This window comes from Streptosporangium sp. NPDC087985, assembly GCF_044741965.1.
GTDB lineage: Bacteria > Actinomycetota > Actinomycetes > Streptosporangiales > Streptosporangiaceae > Streptosporangium.
The window spans coordinates 339,538-355,716 of record NZ_JBIUTQ010000001.1; the positions used below are offsets into that span (position 1 = coordinate 339,538).

At 69.8% G+C, this 16,179-nt stretch carries 15 protein-coding genes; 12 read left to right on the forward strand and 3 right to left on the reverse strand.

Going from position 1 to position 16,179, the window contains the following annotated elements; translation table 11 throughout:
- Nucleotides 1–110: 110 nt before the first annotated feature.
- The 8 genes from ACIN94_RS01690 (at nucleotide 111) to ACIN94_RS01725 (ending at nucleotide 7,151) form a co-directional block, all read left to right on the forward strand.
- Complete coding sequence (locus tag ACIN94_RS01690) at nucleotides 111–884, forward strand: oxidoreductase (RefSeq protein ID WP_400698129.1); 774 nt, start codon at nucleotides 111–113, stop codon at nucleotides 882–884.
- Nucleotides 885–1,721: 837 nt separating this feature from the next.
- A complete protein-coding gene (gene ssd, locus ACIN94_RS01695; protein ID WP_400698132.1) occupies nucleotides 1,722–2,768 on the forward strand; it encodes a septum site-determining protein Ssd in 1,047 nt (348 codons plus the stop codon).
- Nucleotides 2,765–4,093, forward strand: a complete 1,329-nt coding sequence (locus tag ACIN94_RS01700; RefSeq protein WP_400698135.1) for a TadA family conjugal transfer-associated ATPase — start codon at nucleotides 2,765–2,767, stop codon at nucleotides 4,091–4,093. Before ssd ends, ACIN94_RS01700 begins: the two co-directional genes overlap by 4 nt.
- A gap of 11 nt (nucleotides 4,094–4,104) precedes the next feature.
- The gene (locus tag ACIN94_RS01705) at nucleotides 4,105–4,794 is read left to right on the forward strand and encodes a type II secretion system F family protein (protein WP_400698137.1); all 690 of its coding nucleotides are present in this window, start codon (nucleotides 4,105–4,107) and stop codon (nucleotides 4,792–4,794) included.
- A gap of 91 nt (nucleotides 4,795–4,885) precedes the next feature.
- Nucleotides 4,886–5,686 (forward strand): type II secretion system F family protein, encoded by an 801-nt coding sequence (locus ACIN94_RS01710; protein WP_400698140.1) that lies wholly within the window; start codon nucleotides 4,886–4,888, stop codon nucleotides 5,684–5,686.
- Between the two features lie 375 nt (nucleotides 5,687–6,061).
- Complete coding sequence (locus ACIN94_RS01715; protein ID WP_400698142.1) at nucleotides 6,062–6,298, forward strand: DUF4244 domain-containing protein; 237 nt, start codon at nucleotides 6,062–6,064, stop codon at nucleotides 6,296–6,298.
- Nucleotides 6,295–6,666 carry a TadE family type IV pilus minor pilin gene (locus ACIN94_RS01720; RefSeq protein WP_400698145.1) on the forward strand — a complete coding sequence of 124 codons (372 nt, stop codon included), beginning with the start codon at nucleotides 6,295–6,297 and terminating at the stop codon, nucleotides 6,664–6,666. Before ACIN94_RS01715 ends, ACIN94_RS01720 begins: the two co-directional genes overlap by 4 nt.
- Nucleotides 6,667–6,671: 5 nt before the next feature.
- On the forward strand, nucleotides 6,672–7,151 hold the full coding sequence (locus ACIN94_RS01725) for an Rv3654c family TadE-like protein (RefSeq protein WP_400698148.1): 480 nt from the start codon (nucleotides 6,672–6,674) through the stop codon (nucleotides 7,149–7,151).
- 7 nt (nucleotides 7,152–7,158) lie between these two features.
- Here ACIN94_RS01725 and ACIN94_RS01730 read toward each other — a convergent pair whose 3' ends face one another.
- Complete coding sequence (locus ACIN94_RS01730; protein WP_400699929.1) at nucleotides 7,159–9,465, reverse strand: DEAD/DEAH box helicase; 2,307 nt, start codon at nucleotides 9,463–9,465, stop codon at nucleotides 7,159–7,161.
- A 253-nt stretch (nucleotides 9,466–9,718) separates the two neighbouring features.
- Between ACIN94_RS01730 and ACIN94_RS01735 the strand changes: the two genes are divergently transcribed.
- From ACIN94_RS01735 to ACIN94_RS01750, 4 genes are all read left to right on the forward strand, one after another.
- Nucleotides 9,719–10,069, forward strand: coding sequence for an STAS domain-containing protein (locus ACIN94_RS01735; RefSeq protein WP_012887265.1), 351 nt, complete (start codon nucleotides 9,719–9,721; stop codon nucleotides 10,067–10,069).
- Between the two features lie 2 nt (nucleotides 10,070–10,071).
- Nucleotides 10,072–10,518: an ATP-binding protein gene (locus ACIN94_RS01740; protein WP_400698151.1), complete on the forward strand. Its 447-nt coding sequence runs from the start codon at nucleotides 10,072–10,074 to the stop codon at nucleotides 10,516–10,518.
- A gap of 431 nt (nucleotides 10,519–10,949) precedes the next feature.
- Nucleotides 10,950–13,283, forward strand: coding sequence for a sodium-translocating pyrophosphatase (locus tag ACIN94_RS01745; protein ID WP_400698153.1), 2,334 nt, complete (start codon nucleotides 10,950–10,952; stop codon nucleotides 13,281–13,283).
- A 191-nt stretch (nucleotides 13,284–13,474) separates the two neighbouring features.
- Nucleotides 13,475–13,960, forward strand: coding sequence for a SixA phosphatase family protein (locus tag ACIN94_RS01750; protein ID WP_400698156.1), 486 nt, complete (start codon nucleotides 13,475–13,477; stop codon nucleotides 13,958–13,960).
- An 85-nt stretch (nucleotides 13,961–14,045) separates the two neighbouring features.
- On the opposite strand, the gene serB is transcribed toward ACIN94_RS01750, so the two are convergent.
- Together serB and ACIN94_RS01760 are read right to left on the reverse strand one after the other, a co-directional pair.
- Nucleotides 14,046–15,269 carry a phosphoserine phosphatase SerB gene (gene serB, locus ACIN94_RS01755; protein WP_400698159.1) on the reverse strand — a complete coding sequence of 408 codons (1,224 nt, stop codon included), beginning with the start codon at nucleotides 15,267–15,269 and terminating at the stop codon, nucleotides 14,046–14,048.
- 187 nt (nucleotides 15,270–15,456) lie between these two features.
- Complete coding sequence (locus ACIN94_RS01760; RefSeq protein ID WP_400698162.1) at nucleotides 15,457–16,032, reverse strand: hypothetical protein; 576 nt, start codon at nucleotides 16,030–16,032, stop codon at nucleotides 15,457–15,459.
- Nucleotides 16,033–16,179: the final 147 nt, after the last annotated feature.

A 16,179-nucleotide genomic window follows, 5' to 3' on the forward strand; every position in this document is an offset into this window, starting at 1 on the left:
TCTGGTACGGCGATGCGCCGGGCGGCGGTATGCGCTCGCCGAACGGCCCGCCCTCCGCTTTCCGACCGCCCCTTCGAGGCCTTGTCAGCCGGCCGATAGGGTCGGGGACCGTGAGTGACCCATTGGCTGTCATCGCCGAACTACCCGGAGTGTCCGAGGCGGTCATCGACGCGCGCAAGGCTGTGGACCGTCTCTACGGACATCGCGTACTGCGGCGCAGGAGTCCGGAGGTTTCGGCCAGGTCGGCCCTGCACGGCGCCCGCGCGTCCGCCGCCCTGGAGGGCGTGGACATACCGCTCGAGGCCATCCCCGAGGCCACCGACCCCGTCCTCCAGGGCGCGCTGCGCGTGTCGGCCGAGCTGGGACGCCTCGGCCCGACCTGGCGTACGGCCCCGCGTCAGGTGCTGGCCAGGATGCACACCCTTGCCGCCACCGGTCTCACGGAGAGCCTCGGCCGTCCCCGGGTCACCGTCGAAGCGCCCGACATCCTCGGTCTGGGCGCGGCGCCGGGGCCCGAAGAGACCGTGGCCCGCGTGGACGGGCTGGTCGAGCTGGTGACGGGGGTCTCCACGGCGCCCGCGCTGGTGCTCGCCGCCATCGTGCACGCGGAACTGGCGGTGCTGAGGCCGTTCGGGTCGGCGGACGGGATGGTCGCACGGGCGGCGGAACGGCTGACGCTGGTGGAGTTCGGCCTGGACCCGAAGTCGCTGGCGGCCGTCGAACTGGGCCATCTGGAACTCGGGCCGGCGTATGCCGAAGGCCTGCGGGCCTACCTGGGCGGGACCCCCGAAGGGGTCGCGACGTGGGTGCGGCACTGCGCCTCAGCCGTCATGCTCGGTGTCCGAGAGGCCACGGCGATCTGCGAGGCCATGCAGCGCGGCTGATCACAGGTTCTTTAGATCCCCGGGGAAACGGGGTCGTCCCGGGTGGCAAAGCAAACGGCGCCCCTGGTATGGGGCGCCGTCGCAACATGTCCAGCCGGGTTACCAAGCGTGCACCAAATAATCCTCGGGGCGGGACAAGCCCATCCCGACGGTGCCTCCCGCGGCTCGGCGGCACGTGGGTGCCCGGCGGCCATGCCCGGACAACTGGTCCGTGGAACCTTTCTATGCCGGATCCTGGCTGATGGGAACCCCTGAAACCAAGACCTTTACAGATCGAGGGACATTCGTGGATGAACTGCCGCATACGCCATGCAAGCTCTCAGATGGGTCGATAGGGCGCCGCGGATAGGTTTTTTCGTCACTCTGTGTGACCGGTGTCGCTCGGCCGGGAGTGTTTTGATTGAGCGATGCGCCGCGACTCAATCGTTACTTTAAAAAAGTTAGTGGAAATTAGGGATTACTCCTCGACGAAACTCGAGTTGATCGGGCAGCATAAGGTCGTATCTCCATACTGGAGTGACTGTGTACGGATTGGTGCTGCCACCCCTTGCCATCCTCCGGTGAACTGTTGAAAGCTTTCTTCTGAAACGGGACCGGCTCTACCCCCCCAGAGCCGGACCGGTCGGCGACCCCCGCTACCCCCCAGCGGGGGTCGCCCCTTTTCCCCGGCCGATCCGGCCACGCCCCCGCCCACCCGCTGGACACGGGGTGATCCGCCCGCTGACTGTCCACAGATGGCGCCGGCCCTGGCCTGGTTCTCCACAGAACGACATTCGGTGACCTGGTCCCGGCGGATTCTCTCGGAAAGTGGGTCCTCCCCACTTCAGGGAGGCACTCTTGGACCGCCCGCTGGTCATCACCGAGGATCACGACCTGCTTGACGATCTGCTCCGCGTCGCCGCGGCGGCCGGGGCCGAGCTTGACGTCGCGCACGTGCCCGCACACGCCCGGCCCTACTGGAACCGAGCCCCGCTGGTCGTCGTCGGCAGCGACCTGGCCGACGCCCTGGCCGCCACCGGACCTCCGCCCAGGCCCCGCGTCATCCTGGTAACCCACACGCCCGAGGATCCTGACACCTGGCGAAAATGCGTCGCGGTCGGCGCCCAGACCGTGCTGGAGCTGCCCTCGGCGGAGCGACAGCTCGTCGACGAGTTCGCCGACGTCGTGGAGCCGGCGGACAGGGCGGGGCTTGTGGTGTGCGTCGCCGGTGGACGCGGGGGAGCCGGAGCCAGCGTCCTGGCCGCCTCGCTGGCGCTGAGCGCCTCCCGGCAGCGCCTCCGGACCCTTCTCGTCGACGCTGATCCGCTTGGGGGCGGTCTGGATCTGCTTCTCGGTCAGGAGGAGGCCGACGGAGCACGCTGGTCCGACCTGGTCGCCCGTGAGGGCAGGGTCAGCTTCACCGCGCTTCAGGCCGCTCTGCCCACCATCGCCGAGCTGACTCTGCTCTCCTTCCACCGCGGCGAGGTCGAGCCCATCCCGGCCGAAGCGATGCGTTCGGTCCTCGAAGCCGGTCGGCGGGGCTTCGACCTGGTGGTCGTCGACCTGCCCCGCCATCTGGACAAGGCCGCTGTGGAGGCGTTGAGCAGGGCCTCCACCACGCTGCTGGTCGTCACCGCCGACGTCCGCGGGGTGCTCGCCGCGGCACAGGTGCTCGCCGGGCTGCGCAGGCACACCGGTGATGTGCGGGCCGTCGTGCGTAGCGGCGTCCTGGACGACGAGGTGGTCACGACCTCACTCCACGTGCCGTCCGCGGGCGGTCTCCCCGACCAGCCCCGCCTCGTCGCGGCCCTCAACCGCGGCGATGTCCCCCCGGTCGGCCGGCGGACCTCCCTCGGCCGGTTCTGCGCCTCGTTCCTGGACTCGGTGCTCGGGGCGGAAACGTGAAACCGCCCGGCAGCGCGACCGCGGTCTCGTCCGAGCTGGTCGAAGCGGTCCGTGTACGGCTGGCCCGGACCGGGGTCGAGCCCAGCGCCGCGCACGTCGCGGTCGCGCTCCGGGCCGAGCGGGCGGTGCTGGGCGACGCGGAGATCCTGGCGGTGGCCCGTGTCCTGTGCGCCGACCTGATCGGCGCCGGTCCGCTGGAGCCGCTGCTTGCCGAGCCCGAGGTCACCGATGTGCTGGTGAACGGCCCCCGCGAGGTGTGGGTCGACGACGGCCGTGGCCTGCGCCGGACCTCGGTCGTGTTCCCCGGCGAGGAGGCGGTCCGGCGACTCGCCCAGCGCCTCGCCTCCGCCGCGGGCAGACGTCTCGACGACGCGTCCCCCTACGTCGACGCCCGCCTGGCCGGAGGCGTCCGGCTCCATGCCGTCCTGCCGCCCGTGGCGGCCGGGGGCACCTGTCTGTCCCTGCGGCTCCCTCCTCGCCGCACCTTCACCCTTCCCGACCTGGTCGAAGCCGGCACGATCAGGGCTGACGCCGTCCCCGTGCTCACCGCGATGATCGACTCAAGGCTCGCCTTCCTCGTCACCGGTGGCACGGGCACGGGGAAGACAACCCTCCTGTCGGCCCTGCTGTCCCTGGCCGATCCCGGCGAGCGGCTGCTGCTGGTCGAGGACTCGGCCGAGCTGAGACCGCTGCACCCCCACGTCGTGCGGCTGGAGTCCCGCCCGGCCAACCTGGAGGGGGCCGGGGGCGTCTGCCTGCGTGACCTCGTCCGTCAGGCCCTGCGCATGCGCCCGGACCGTCTCGTCGTCGGCGAGGTCAGAGGTGCGGAGGTCGTCGACCTCCTCGCCGCCCTCAACACCGGGCACGAGGGTGGTTGCGGCACCCTGCACGCCAACACCGCGGCCGATGTGCCACCCCGGCTGGAGGCTCTGGCATGCGCCGCCGGTCTCAGCCGCGAGGCGGTTCACAGCCAGATCGCCGCCGCCCTGGATGTTGTCGTCCACCTTGCCCGCGACCACGTAGACGGTCGCCGCCGGGTGGCCGAGATCTGCATGATGACCCGCCGCCCCTCGGGCCTGGTCGACGCCGAACCCGCCCTCACCTTCTCTCCGGACGGCGGTGTGACCACCGGCCCGGGATTCGCCGCCCTCGCAGCACGGTCTCCCGGCCTCTCCGCCTTTCCCTGTCCGGCGCGCAGGCCGTACGGTCCCGCCCGGCTCGGCCGTCGCCAGGGGCGCTCGGAAAGCTCGGCCGGGACACACCGGTCACTGGACGACTTTTCACCGGACGGCTTCTCGCCGGACGTGCGGGGGGCGCTGCCGTGACGGTGACGGCCGTGCTTCTTGTCGCCCTGGCCGTCTGGCTGTGGACCGGGCCCGATCCGGGAACGGCCCGGCTGCGGCGCGTACGGCACCGCCCCCGGAGCGGGTCACGCTCTCTGCGGGCGAGACTCACAGGCCGTTCGCGGCCTTCCCTGCGTGCGGCCGCCTGGCGGGCCGGGTCGATCGAGCTGTGCCAGGGGCTCGCGGCTGAGCTGACCGCCGGGCGGACGGCGGGTGAGGCACTGGCCCGGGCCGTGTCGGCCGCGGACTTCCCCGATCCGGTGGTGCTGCGGCCGTTGATCGCGGCGGCGAGGGACGGTGGTGACGTTCCGGCCGCGCTGCTGGCCGCGGCGCCGGAGCAGGGAGGTGAGGCGTTCCGTAGGCTGGCCGCCTGCTGGCAGGTGAGTGTGACCGTCGGGGCGGCCCTGTCCGTCCTCGTCGATCGCCTGGCCGGTTCTCTCAGGGAGGCCCAGGCTCACCGTCAGGACGTCGCCGGCCAGCTCGCCGGCCCTCGCGCGACCGCCCGGCTGCTGGCCGGGCTTCCCGTGCTCGGTCTGCTGATGGCGGCGGGTCTGGGCATGCGTCCGCTGCACTTCCTGTTCGGCAGCCCGGCGGGCGTGGCCTGCCTGGCACTCGGCCTGGCGCTCGACGGCTGTGGTCTGTGGTGGACCAATCGCCTGGTCACCCGTGCGCAGCAGGCCTGATCGGAAGCCTTGGACGTGGACCCCCGGTTGCGGCAGCGGGGTCGGCCCGGCTCTCCCGGTCCGTGGCCGGGTGATTGGAGGAACGGAACTGATGATCATCTTGCTCGCCGGTGTGCTCGCCGGATTCGCCGGATGGCTGTGGACCTCGCCCGTCGATCCTGCTCGGCGGCTCTGCCGCGCTCGGCAGCGGTCGCGGCACCCAGGCCCGGCGGCTCCGGCGCCGCCGGGGGTGCGGGAGCTCTCGTTCTTCCCGCACATGGGGGGAGTCCATGATCCGCGGGGAAGGCGGTGGCCACATCGGGGAGAGGCGATGCTCTCCGCGGCCATCGGACTGGCGGTGTTTCTCGTCATCGGCGGGGTGCCGGGAGTCTGCGCGGGGACGGCCGGCTCCGTGGCCGCGCTGCTGGTCCTCCAGAAGAGGGAGTCGCCCCGGTCGCGCCGGGAACGTGATCGGGTCGCGGCGGACCTTCCGCTGGCGGCTGATCTCATGGTCGCCTGCCTGCGGGCTGGCCAGCCGATCACGGGGGCCATCGACGTCACCGTCGGGGCGATCGGCGGGCCGCTCGGTGATCGGCTGGCCTGGGTGAGCGGGCAGCTCAGGCTGGGCGCCGCGCCGGAGATCGCCTGGCAGGCCCTTGCGACCGAGCGCGCACTGGCCCCGCTGGCACGCGCGATGAGCCGTGCCGCGCTCAGTGGCGCCCCGGTGGCCGACGTTCTCACCAGGTTGTCCGACGACTCCCGGCACGCGGCCCGCGCCGCGTCGTCGGCGGCCGCCAGGCGGGTCGGGGTCCAGGTCGTCGCACCACTGGGGCTCTGTTTCCTGCCGGCCTTCGTCTTTCTCGGCATCATCCCGGTGGTGGCCGGTCTCGCCGCCGATGTGCTGCTTCCCTGAGTTATCCACAGGCTTTTCTGGACTATCTCGAAGTTATCCACAAAAAATGACGTGCTGTGGATAAAGGTGGCCTCTGCCTGGCCGCCCGCGCGGGTGAACGATCAGGGAACGGCCCTGGAATCCGTCTGCCGCGTCATCATTCTGGAAGATCAGTTGGCGGAGGCCTTGCGACTCAACGCCGAGTTGACAGAGCGTGACAGGTCGGCGTGAGGGCGGTTTCCAGCGTCTTTCCGGCCATCGTCGTCCATGGTTGTCCACAGGCGATGACCTGAATCCACAGAACGCCGTTCGTGTCTACGGGGCCACGTGTCCGTAGGGAAATCTCATCCAGCAGATGCCGGGTGTCCGGCCCGGTGGGATTTCCAGGAGGAAACGATGGTTCGATCGATCGCTGGCGGCGTCCGACGTGACCGGTTGCGGTGGCCGCGTGCCCGCTGGGCGCTGCTGACCACCGGTGCCGGCCGTGATCGGGGCATGTCCACCGCCGAATACGCGGTCGGCACGATCGCCGCCTGTGCCTTCGCGGCGCTCCTTTTCAAGGTGGTGACGAGCTCGGAGGTCCAGCAGATGATCTCAGGCTTGATCAACCGAGCGCTGAACGTGGCGGGATGACCCTCATGGGGCCCGCCCGCCGGGCCCGGGGATCGGTCACCGCGGAGACCGCGGTGGTCCTGCCCGCGGTCGTGGTGATGCTGGCCGCCGCGCTGTGGGCGGTGGCGGCGGTCGGGGCGCAGCTGGAATGTGTGGACGCGGCCCGGGCAGGAGCCCGGGCCGCGTCACGAGGAGAGTCGCTGGAGCAGGTGCGAGGCGGTGTCCTGTCCGCCGCCCCCGCTGGTGCGCACGTCGTGGTCACCCGGAGCGCGGAGGTGACCCGGGTGGAGGTGTCGGCGAATGTCAGGCCCAGCTGGGGTGCCTCGCTCCCAAGCGTCACCGTCCGCGCGACCGCGGTCTCCGCCACCGAACCAGGGGTCGAGCAATGAGGCCGGTGTCCCGGGTTCCGGCCGGAGCGGAAGCGGGCGGCGGCGCTCGCCGCCGGAGCGGCAGGACGGTAGGGAGGGACCAGGGGGCGGCGACGGTCTGGGCGGTCGGACTCATGGCCCTGATCTTCATGGTGGCCGTGGTGGTCATGTCCGCCGGTACGGCGAGGGTGGCCCGCCACCGGGCGCAGAGTGCCGCCGATCTGAGCGCGCTCGCCGCCGCCCGGTGGGCCCTCGCCGCCCCGGAGCGCGCATGCGCGGAGGCGGCCTCGCTGGCCGAGGGCAACGGGGCGAGGATCACGCGGTGTTCCGTCCACGGTGACGGTATCGCCGACGTCCAGGTGGCGGTGTGGCTCTCGCTGCCCGTGATGGGTGCCCGGAGGATCACCGCCGATGCGCGTGCCGGGCCTGTCCACCTCGCCGACCCCGCGGTCTCCGATCACGTCTTCTCCGGCCCCCGGTCTCCCGTCACCCCTTCTCCGGGTTGACGGACGATCACGTCTCCTCCGGGTTGACGGACAGTCGCGTTTCCCCCGGGTTGACGGACGGTCGCGTCTCCTCCGGGTTGGCGGAGAGGAGGACGGCGAGGAGGCGGAGGGCTCCCGCCTTGTCCAGGGGTTCGTTGCCGTTGCCGCACTTGGGCGACTGGATGCAGGAGGGGCAGCCACGTTCGCACTCGCAGGAGGCGATGGCCTCGCGGGTGGCGGTGAGCCAGTCGAGAGCGCGGGCGTAGCCGCGTTCGGCGAAGCCCGCGCCGCCCTCGTGGCCGTCGTAGACGAAGACGGTGAGCAGCCCGGTGTCGGGATGCAGCTCGGTGGAGACGCCGCCGATGTCCCAGCGGTCGCAGGTCGCGAAGAGCGGCAGCAGGCCGATGGAGGCGTGCTCCGCCGCGTGCGCGGCTCCGCCCAGATCCAGTCCCTCCTCGGCCAGGAAGGTGATCTCGGAGGCGGGCAACGTCCACCACACCGCGCGGGTGCGCAGCGTACGCGGGGGCAGGTCGAGGGGTTCGTCGCCGAGGAGCTCACCGCTCTGCGCGCGGCGCTTGAGGTAGGACACGACCTGGCGGGTGACCTCCACCGAGCCGAAGTGGAGTTCCCCTGGGCCGAGCGGGTGGGAGCGGAGGGACTCAAGGATCGAGATGTCGGTGGTGTCTCTGGCGAAGGTCGTGTAGTCGGGGGTCCCGGCCTCGACGAGCGCGACACCTGCCTCCAGGTCGAGCTCGGCGACCAGGTAGGTCTCCCCCTGATGGACGTAGACGGCGCCGGTGTGCACGCTGGTGTGGGCCGAGGGCTCGTCCACCGTGCCGAGCAGCCGGCCGGTTGACGCCTCCACGACCTGGACCGGTGAGCCGCCCGCCCCTCGAATGTCGGCGAGGTCGGTGGCCCGTTCCCGGCTGGTCCAGAACCAGCCGGTGGCGCGCTCCCTGAGCAGGCCGTCCCCGACCAGGTCGGCGAGCACCTCCTTGGCGGTCGGGCCGAAGATCTCCAGCTCGTCCCGGGTGAGCGGGATCTCGGCGGCGGCGGCGCACAGATGCGGGCCCAGCACGTAGGGGTTGTCGGGATCGAGCACGATCGCCTCGACGGGCCGGCCGAACAGTGCCTCGGGGTGGTGGACCAGATAGGTGTCCAGCGGATCGTCCCGGGCGACCAGCACCGCCAGGGCGTCCTGCCCGGCCCGTCCCGCCCGTCCGGCCTGCTGCCAGAGCGACGCCCGGGTCCCCGGCCAGCCCGCGATGAGCACGGCGTCCAGCCCGGACACGTCGACCCCGAGTTCCAGCGCGTTCGTCGTCGCCAGCCCGAGCAGGTCTCCCGACCGGAACGCCTTCTCCAGCCCCCGGCGGTCCTCCGCCAGATACCCGGCACGGTACGCGGCCACCTTGTCCGGCAGATCTCCCGGTGCCCCCACGTCGACCACGAGGTCCTGGAGTTTCGCCCGGGTGGTGAGGGCCACCGACTCGGCGGCGCGGCGGGAGCGGACGAAGGCCAGGGTCCGGACGTTGGCGATCATCAGATCCGCGAGGAGGTCGGCGCTCTCGGCGGTGGCGGGACGGCGGACGGGGGCGCCCCCCTCGCCGCGTAGCTCGGTCAGGGGAGGTTCCCACAGGGCGAAGGTGGTCGCTCCCCGGGGAGAGGCGTCCGTGGCCACCTCGGCCATCTGGAGGCCTGTCAGGCGGGTCGCGAAGGCCCCGGGCTCGCTGGCCGTGGCGGAGGAGAGCAGGAAGACCGGGCGGGAGCCGTACCTCGTGCAGATCCGGCGCAGGCGGCGCAGGATCTGGGCCACGTGGGAGCCGAACACGCCCCGGTAGCCATGGCACTCGTCCACCACGACCATCCGCAGCCGCCGCCAGAAGGACGACCACTGAGCGTGACGGGGCAGAAGGGTGCGGTGAAGCATGTCCGGGTTGGTGAGGACGTAGTTGGCGTGCTTGCGGACCCAGGCCCGTTCCTCGAAGGAGGTGTCGCCGTCGAATGTGGCCGCGCGGAGCTCGGAGACATCGAGTCCGTTCAGGGTCCGGAGTTGGTCGGCGGCCAGCGCCTTGGTAGGCGTGAGGTAAAGGATCGTGCCGCCTTCGAGCACCGAGGAGAGGGCGGGGATCAGGTAGGAGAGGGATTTGCCCGAGGCTGTCCCCGTAGCGATGATCACGTTTTGACCACGGTGGGCCAGTTCGGCCGCCTCGGCCTGATGTGGCCATAGGCCTGAAATGCCGTGGTTCGCCCAGCGCGTAACCAGGCTCTCGTGAACCCAGTCCGGCCAGCGGACCTGACCGGCCTGACGTGCTGGAACATGCTCCACATGGGTCACTCGTTCGCGACGTGCGGAAACACCGAGCAGGTGGGTGAGCGCGTCACCCGCTCGGAGCGAGGAGGATGAGGACGGGGTCACTGGTTTCCAGTCTGGCATCTGTGGGCAGAGTCGCCGGGAATCGTGATTTCGTATAGACACTGAGCGTACGCATGGTTGAATGCCGCGCGTCGGGGCTTGTCGTCTGGGGGCCACCCGGTCCCAGGAGTCACGTCTGAATCGGTACTTTCGCAGGCAAGGCGCTGGAGGATCTGTGGATCTGAAGTTGGACCACCATTCCGAGGACCGTCTCACCATCGTTGAGGTCGAGGGTGAGATCGATGTCTACACCGCGCCCAGATTGCGTGAGCTCCTGATCGATCTGGTCAACAAGGGGAACTTCCACCTCCTGGTCAACATGGAGAAGGTCGACTTCCTTGACTCAACGGGCCTCGGTGTCCTGGTCGGCGGGCTCAAGCGAGTTCGGGCGCACGACGGCTCGCTGGAGCTGGTCTGCACCCAGGAGCGCATCCTGAAGATTTTCCGGATCACCGGACTGACCAAGGTCTTCGGGATCTACGCCTCGGTGGAGGAAGCCAAGGAAGCTCACGGCCGAGACAAGTAGTCGTGGCTACCGTCGAGCTGACGTTCAGTGCTCTCCCCGCGCATGTGCGCACGGCACGCCTGGTCGCCACGGCGATCGCCAGGCGCACGGGCGTGGAGGAGTCGCTCTTGGATGAAGTACGGCTCGCCGTCGGTGAGGCGTGCTCCCGGGCCGTCGAGGCGCACCGCCTCCACTGTCCGGGAGAGCCGATCCGCATCGAGCTACGTGATGATATGGGGCGGTTCGAGGTGACCGTCACCGACTGCGCCCCGAGTGATGAGGTGGAGCAGGACCGCGAGCTGTTGCGGCTCGACGATCCACTCGGGCAGCTTCCCGACACCCTGATGACCGGATTCGGCATCGCGGTCATCGTGGGACTGGCCGATGACGTCCAGGTCTACCCGAGCCAGAAGGGCATGCGTATCCGCATGAGCTGGCCCGCGGCGACCAACGGCCTGCACACGGCCTGACAGCGGAGAGCTTCGGCGGCCGGGCGCGTCCACTTGGACGGGCCCGGCCGTTCGCATGGGGGGCGCTCGCTTTCGGTCAAAACATAATTTTGATATGTGTGGACCGAAATTAGAGGAAAATGCGCGTTTAAGATCCGGTATGCCGCCCCGAACGGCCTCATAAGCAGGTCGGCCGAGAGTGATTACTGGGCATGCCATTAATTAGCCCCGCGCAGAGGCTTCATATCCGCGTCGTGGCTGCGTAGACTCCCGGGACCGGCCAAGGTTTGTCCTTCGGAACGGCCCGTAAACGGGCTTACCTCCGTGGGAAGTCTGCGGACGCAACCGGAAGCGGCACTGCCAACACCCGGAGTGCGCCGCTCTGTCAACCGGCCCTTCACCGTGCAGCGCACTCCGGGCAGGACGTGTTCCCGTCTTGCCGAGGAGAGTCGATGTCTGTGCTCCATCTAGCCGTTGCCGAAGAGCCAGCGGTATCCCTGAGCGGTTCCCATTTCACCATTGTGATCGTCGTGGCCGTTGTGGCCCTGCTCGCACTCGCCGTCGCGGCCGTGCTCGTGCGGGAGGTCCTCGCCGCCGGCCAAGGTACCGAGCGCATGCAGAACATCGCGCGTGCCGTCCAGGAAGGAGCCTCCGCGTATCTGGCGCGGCAGTTCCGGACGCTCGCGGTGTTCGTCGTCCTGATCCCCTTCCTGCTCTACCTGCTCCCCGCCGAGTCGACCGGGGTGGCCATCGGCCGATCGGTCTTCTTCGTCGTCGGCGCGGTCTTCTCCGGACTGACCGGTTTCATCGGCATGTGGCTCGCGGTCCGCGGAAACGTCCGCGTCGCCGCGGCCGCACGTGAGTCGGGCGAGAAGGTCGCGATGCGCATCGCCTTCCGCACCGGTGGCGTGGCCGGCATGATCACCGTCGGCCTTGGCCTGCTCGGCGCCGCCATCGTGGTGATCACGTACGGCGGCGAGGCGCCGGCCGTCCTTGAGGGCTTCGGTTTCGGCGCCGCCCTGCTCGCGATGTTCATGCGGGTCGGCGGCGGCATCTTCACCAAGGCCGCCGATGTCGGCGCCGACCTGGTCGGCAAGGTCGAGCAGGGCATCCCCGAGGACGACCCGCGCAACGCCGCCACCATCGCCGACAACGTGGGCGACAACGTCGGCGACTGCGCCGGCATGGCCGCCGACCTGTTCGAGTCCTACGCGGTCATGCTCGTTGCCAGCCTGATCCTGGGCAGGGTGGCCTTCGGCACCGAGGGCCTGGTGTTCCCGCTGATCGTGCCGATGATCGGTGTGATCACGGCGATCATCGGCATCTTCTCCACGGCACCGCGGAGCGGGGACCGCTCCGGCATGGCCGCGATCAACCGCGGCTTCTTCATCTCGGCCGTGATCTCGGCGATCCTCGTCGCCGGGGCCGCCTTCCTCTACCTGCCGAGCAGCTTCGCGGGCCTGACCGGGGTGAGTCCGGAGATCGCCGCGATCACCTCCGACCCGCGCCTGATCGCCATCGGGGCGGTGCTCATCGGCCTGGTGCTGGCCAGCGCCATCCAGATCCTCACCGGCTACTTCACCGAGACGAACCGCCGTCCGGTGAGGGACATCGGGGAGAGCTCCCGTACCGGCCCCGCCACGGTCATCCTGTCCGGCATCAGCGTCGGCCTGGAGTCGGCGGTCTACTCGGCGCTCATCATCGGCGCCGCCGTCTACGGGGCGTTCCTGCTCGGCTTCGGCAACGTCACCATCGCCCTGTTCGCCGTGGCCCTGGCGGGCACCGGCCTGCTGACCACGGTCGGCGTGATCGTGTCGATGGACACCTTCGGCCCGGTCTCCGACAACGCGCAGGGCATCGCCGAGATGTCGGGGGATGTCGACGGGGAGGGTGCCCGGGTGCTCACCTCGCTGGACGCCGTGGGCAACACCACCAAGGCCATCACCAAGGGCATCGCGATCGCGACGGCGGTGCTCGCCGCGACGGCGCTGTTCGGCGCGTTCCGGACGGCGATCGAGACCCAGCTCACCACGGCGACCCAGAGCGTCAAGGACGCGCTGGGCCACTTCAGCGTGTTCAGCCTGAGCGTCGACTCCCCGAACGTGCTGGTCGGCCTGATCGTCGGCGCGGCGGTGGTGTTCATGTTCTCCGGCCTGGCCATCATGGCGGTCGGCAGGGCGGCCGGGCGGGTGGTCTTCGAGGTGCGCGAGCAGTTCCGCACCAAGCCGGGGATCATGGCCGGTACGGAGCTGCCCGACTACGGCAGGGTCGTGGACATCTGCACCCGTGACTCGCTGCGGGAGCTGGCCACGCCGGGTCTGCTCGCCGTACTCACCCCCATCGCCGTCGGTTTCGCCCTCGGCTACGCACCGCTCGGCGCGTTCCTCGCCGGTGCCATCGCCTGTGGCACGCTGATGGCGGTGTTCCTGGCCAACTCCGGCGGTGCCTGGGACAACGCCAAGAAACTGGTCGAGGACGGCCACCATGGAGGCAAGGGCTCGCAGGCCCACGAGGCCACCATCATCGGTGACACCGTCGGTGACCCGTTCAAGGACACCGCGGGTCCGGCGATCAACCCGCTGCTGAAGGTGATGAACCTGGTGGCGCTGCTGATCGCTCCGGCCGTGGTGACCTACGCCGACAACGTGGCGCTGCGGATCGGCGTCACCGTGGTCGCGATCGGCATCGTCGTCGCCGCGGTGGTCATCTCCAAGCGCCGCTCGGCGAGCATCGCCCCGACCGAGGAGAACAACATCGAGCGCGAGCCCGAGCCCGTCTCAAGCTGAGCGAGGTCTGAGGAAAAGCTTGAGTGAGGCCTGAGGAAGGGGTGCACGGGGCCGTGCACCCCTTTCGCGTGTGCGGGACTCTTCGATGGGAAACTTGGCCGTATGGAACAGCAGCCCTCCGGAGGCAAGACGCTCGTACTCATCCTGCTGGCGATGATCGCGGTGTTCGCGGTGATCGTTGGGGTGGCCATGTGGGCGGCGAGATGACGACCCGCACGCTGATCGTGCTGCGGCACGCCAAGGCGGCCCACGTCCCCGGCCTCGCCGACCGGGAGCGCCCTCTCACCGCGCGTGGCGAGCGCGACGCCCGCAGGGCCGGCGAGGCGCTCACCGGCATGGATCTCCGACCCGATCTGGTGCTCTGCTCGCCGTCGACGCGGACCAGGCAGACCGCGGGCCTGGCACTGCCCGACGCGGACATCGTGATCGAGCCGGCCATCTACGAGGCCTACCCCGACGAGCTCCTCACGCTGATCCAGCGGAGCGATCCGGAGGTCCGCACGCTGGCCCTGGTCGGTCACAATCCCGGTGTCCACGAGCTGGTCCTGGGCCTCACCGCGAGGGGCGATGACTCCGGCTTCCCACCTGGCGCGTTCGCCGTGATCGAGACGGAGGGCGAGTGGGCCGAGTTCGACACCGGGCGCGGCGTCGCCTGCTGGAGCCCGAAAGACGACTGAGCGCTCGGATTCCGTGATCTCCGGCCGTCCCGGACGCCGGACGCGGTGGTCCGGGATGACCGTGACTGTCAGGCCACGTCCCGGCTCACCGCTCCACGGCGGTGACGCCGTCTTCGGCGTCGGCGGCTTCGACCTCCGCGCGCGGGATGCCGAGTAGATAAAGGATCGCGTCGAGGTAGGGCACGTTCACCGCGGTGTCGGCGGCCTGGCGGACCACCGGCTTGGCGTTGAACGCGATGCCCAGACCGGCCGCCGCGATCATGTCCAGATCGTTGGCGCCGTCGCCGATGGCGACGGTCTGGCTGATCGGGATGCCCGCCTGGAGGGCGAACCGCTCCAGTGCCCGCGCCTTGCCGGGACGGTCGACGATCTCGCCGACGACCCGTCCGGTGAGCACGCCGTCCACGACCTCCAGGGTGTTGGCCGCGGAGTAGTCGATGCCGAGGTCTTCGACGAGGGCGTCGGTGAGCTGGGTGAACCCGCCGCTGACGATCGCGAACCGGTAGTCGAGCCGCTTGAGCGTCCGCACCAGCGTGCGGGCGCCGGGGGTGAGCACCAGCTCCTTGCGGACCTTCTCGAAGATCTCCTCTGGGAGACCCTCCAGTAGCGCGACCCGGCGGCGCAGCGACTCGGCGAAGTCGAGCTCACCGCGCATCGCCTCCTCGGTGACCCGGGCCACCTCCTCCAGACAGCCCGCGTGCGCCGCCAGCAGCTCGATCACCTCGGCCTGGATGAGCGTGGAGTCCACATCCATCACGATCAGCCGCTTGGCCCTGCGGTACAGGCCGGTCCGCTGCACGGCCACGTCCACCTGCTGCGCGTACGCCTCGGCGGCCAGCTCGGCCCTGAGCGTGTCCGGGTCGGCGCCGGAGACGGCCAGCTCGATGCAGGTCACCGGGTAGTTGGACAGCCGTTCGATCCGGTCGATGTTGGCTCCGGCGGCCGCGATCCGGCCCGCGATGCCCGCCATCGCGGCGGGCTGCAGGGGTGCGCTGAGCACGGTGACGTGCAGCCGTCCGCGCCGTCGCTTCTCCTGCTGGTCGGAGCCGGTGGACAGCTCGACGTGCAGTCCCAGATCCTCGGCGGTCCGCTCGATGGCGGTCCACAGCCCGCCTATGGTGCTGCCGGTGCCGGTCGGGGCGTCGCCCGCGTAGGCGACGAGGACGCCCAGAGTGAGCCGGCCGCGGATGACGACCTGCTCGATATCGGCGACCACGACAGGAAAGCCGGACAGGACGGCGAACAGCCTTGAGGTGACGCCTGGTCGGTCAGGGCCGGTCAACGTGATCAGAAGCGTGCGCTGGTTCATCGTTGTCTACGCTACTTGGCCCCGGAATGGATCGGGAATGCGGTTCATCATCCGGACGCCTGAAGTTCGCGTCGGATAGTTCGCCGGCGGCGCCCACGGGCCGCCACGCCTATCTCCGAAAGACGCGGGGAGCCCCCGTCCTGGGACCGCAGGACGGGGGCTCCCGGTGAGCGGGGGCGCCGTACGGCTAGCGCGCGACCTTCGTGCTGTGCTGCTTGCCGAAGAACCAGCTCTTGACGCCGAGACGTTCGAGCTCGTCCCGGCTCAGCGTCTCCGCGCCCGTGGGCACGTCGTAGGCCAGTACGCCGAGGGCGGTCTTCAGCGTGCCCTTGGCACCCTTCTTGACCTTGAACTCGAAGTTGAACGAGACGGAGTCGCCGAGCTTGAGGTTCTTGTCGACGAGGCAGACCACGAGCTGCTCCTCGGTGATGCACCCGGCCTTCTTGGGCCCCCGGTAGGAGCCCCCCTTGCCGTTGATGTCGACGTGCTTGGGGACGTAGGCCACGACGAAGTAGGAGCCGGCGTCGGAGGTGTACGGACCGGTGTTCGTGGCCTTGATGCTGTAGGCGATCTTTCCGCCGGGGCGGACCGTCTTGGAGGCCGTCGCCTTGACGGCGAAGGTCGAGAACGGCTCGTCGACCTTCTTGGCGACCGTGACGGAAGCCTGGGCCGTAGCAGCCGAGGCGGGTGCCGCGAACAGCATCGTGCCCGCGAGCGGAGCGGCCAGGGCCAGAGCGGCGATCTTGGAGATCGGGTGGCGCATTAAACGTCTCCCAGTTGAGGGGGGCGGGGATATAGCGATAGTCCCCGTGAAAGATTGCAGATTTTTACCACATTCAACCGGAAAAGCGGAAATAAATATTTACTTCACCTAATTTTATCCCGCCGTGCCCGCGTCGATTGCTGCGGT

Excerpts from the sequence above, each read along its gene's own strand:
- ACIN94_RS01710 (WP_400698140.1), top strand. The coding sequence starts at position 4,886 with ATGATCATCTTGCTCGCCGGTGTGCTCGCCGGATTCGCCGGATGGCTG.
- ACIN94_RS01715 (WP_400698142.1), top strand. The coding sequence starts at position 6,062 with ATGGTTCGATCGATCGCTGGCGGCGTCCGACGTGACCGGTTGCGGTGG.
- serB (WP_400698159.1), bottom strand. The coding sequence starts at position 15,269 with ATGAACCAGCGCACGCTTCTGATCACGTTGACCGGCCCTGACCGACCA.
- ACIN94_RS01745 (WP_400698153.1), top strand. The coding sequence starts at position 10,950 with ATGTCTGTGCTCCATCTAGCCGTTGCCGAAGAGCCAGCGGTATCCCTG.
- ACIN94_RS01720 (WP_400698145.1), top strand. The coding sequence starts at position 6,295 with ATGACCCTCATGGGGCCCGCCCGCCGGGCCCGGGGATCGGTCACCGCG.
- ACIN94_RS01760 (WP_400698162.1), bottom strand. The coding sequence starts at position 16,032 with ATGCGCCACCCGATCTCCAAGATCGCCGCTCTGGCCCTGGCCGCTCCG.